Origin of the sequence: Bradyrhizobium sp. 31Argb, from assembly GCF_043638955.1 — a bacterium.
Lineage (GTDB): Bacteria > Pseudomonadota > Alphaproteobacteria > Rhizobiales > Xanthobacteraceae > Bradyrhizobium.
On the sequence record NZ_JBEGDB010000524.1, the window covers coordinates 1 to 2,213 of the forward strand.

Annotated in this window: 2 protein-coding genes; both read right to left on the minus strand. The window is 63.1% G+C overall.

What is annotated here, in order from left to right; translation table 11 throughout:
- Positions 1 to 182 precede the first annotated feature (182 nt).
- Positions 183 to 1,079 carry a carbohydrate ABC transporter permease gene (locus AAFX91_RS40955; protein ID WP_394570269.1) on the minus strand — a complete coding sequence of 299 codons (897 nt, stop codon included), beginning with the start codon at positions 1,077 to 1,079 and terminating at the stop codon, positions 183 to 185.
- On the minus strand, positions 1,072 to 2,028 hold the full coding sequence (locus AAFX91_RS40960; protein ID WP_130583112.1) for a carbohydrate ABC transporter permease: 957 nt from the start codon (positions 2,026 to 2,028) through the stop codon (positions 1,072 to 1,074). Before AAFX91_RS40960 ends, AAFX91_RS40955 begins: the two co-directional genes overlap by 8 nt.
- Between the last annotated feature and the right edge of the window lie 185 nt (positions 2,029 to 2,213).

The following is a 2,213-nucleotide window of genomic DNA, read 5'->3' on the forward strand; positions in this document are numbered from 1 at the left end:
CATCAACCCGCCCTGCCGCCTCAAGCGGCGGGCTCCTGTCCCTGATTATCGTGTCTCACGATAAGGGTGCACTTCAGTAGACGTTGACGCAGATGCCCCGGGTTGCGCGGAGCCTGTCATCGGGCGCGCGTTCGCGCGACCCGTTGGCTCCACCCGGGCTACACTCTCGCTGCGATAGAGCGCTATTCCTTCACCGCGCCGGTGAGCGAGGAGACGTAATAGTCCACGAACAGCGAGTAGAAGATCGCGACCGGCAACGAGCCGAGCAGCGAGCCCGCCATCAGCGCGCCCCATTGATAGACGTCGCCGGAGACGAGCTCGGTCAGGATCGCGACCGGCACGGTCTTGTTGGCGCTGCTCTGGATGAAGGCGAGTGCGTAGATGAACTCGTTCCATGACAGCGTGAACGAGAAGATGCCGGCCGAGATCAGCCCGGGCACGGCCAGCGGCAGCGTGATTCGCCGCAGGATCTGCAGCCGTGTTGCGCCGTCCACCAGCGCGCATTCCTCGAGCTCATAGGGGATCGACTTGAAATAGCCGATCAGCAGCCAGGTGCAGAACGGCACCAGGAAAGTCGGATAGACCAGAATCAGCGCCAGGGGACTGTCGAACAGGCCGAACTGCACCACGACAGTCGCGAGCGGAATGAACAGGATCGACGGCGGCACCAGATAGGCGAGGTAGATGCCGAGGCCCACATAGGGGCTGCCGCGGAAGCGCAGCCGCTCGATCGCGTAGGCCGCAAGCGTGCTCGCGAGCAGCGACAGGAAGGTGGAGCCGATCGCCACCAGCATCGTCGTCTTCAGCCAGCGCGGATAGGCGGTGTTGAACAGGAGGTGCTGGATATGCGCCAGCGTCGGCGAGGATATCCAGAACGGGTTGTGCTCCTTGTAGTTCAGCAGCTCCGCGTTCGGTTTGAACGCGGTCACCGCCATCCAGTAGAACGGGAACAGCAGGATGATGACGAAGCAGGCGAGCGGCAGATAGATCATCATCATCCGCCGCGCGCGGGAGTCCCACGCCATGGTGTCGGGCCCTGCGCTTGCGACGTTGGTTGGTTGCGCGGCTGCGTCAGTCATCGCTCTCTCCCTGCTGCCATTTGCGCCGGGCCAGGCCGAAATAGCTGAACAGTGTCGCGAACACCAGGAACGGCACCATCGACACCGCGATCGCCGCGCCCTCGCCGAGTTCGCCGCCGGCGATGCCGCGCTGGAACGCCAGCGTCGCGAGCAGGTGCGTGGAATTCACCGGCCCGCCGCGGGTGATGGCGTAGACGAGCTGGAAATCGGTGAAGGTGAAGATGATCGAGAACGTCATCACGATGGCGAGGATCGGCATCATCATCGGGAAGGTGATGTAGCGGAAGCGCTGCCAGGACGAGGCGCCGTCGAGCATCGCCGCCTCGTAGAGCGAGGGCGAGATCGTCTGCAGGCCCGCCAAGAGCGAGATCGCCACGAACGGGATGCCGCGCCAGATATTGGCGGCGATCAGCGAGAACCGCGCCGGCCAGGCCGAACCGAGAAAATCGATATTGGTCGAGCGCCAGTGCAGCACGTCCACCAGCAGATAGGAGATGATCGAGAATTGCGGATCGTAGATCCACCAGAATGCCAGCGCCGACAGCACGGTCGGCACGATCCATGGCAGCAGCACGATGGCGCGCAGGATGCTCTTGAACGGGAAGTGGTTGTTGAGCAAGAGCGCGAGCCAGAAGCCGAGTGCGAATTTTCCGAAGGTCGCGACGGCCGTATAGAAGACGCTGTAGAACACCGCGCCCCACCACAGGGGATCGCTGAGCAGGTACTGGAAGTTCTCCAGCCCGACATAGATGCCGCGCCGCCCGATCGTGGTGTCGGTGAAGGCGAGCCAGACGCCGAGCCCGAGCGGATAGGTGAGGAACACGGCGAGTAGCCCGATCGCCGGCGCAAGGCACACGACGATCAGGAACGGCTTGTAGTCGAGCAGGCGCGCGAACCAGTTCGGCTGGCGCAGCGCGATGCCTCGGGGAGATAGTGTGGTCACGGACATGAATACGTGTCCTGCTTTGGGCTGTCATTCCGGGGCGATGCGCAGCATCGAACCCGGAATCTCGAGATTCCGGGTCTGGTCCTTCGGACCATCCCCGAATGACGGAACGCGACTAGTGGTCTATCACAGTGATTTTGACTCTTTGGGGGTGGCTGGATAGGCGCGGCCGAGTTTGGCGCGAGCTT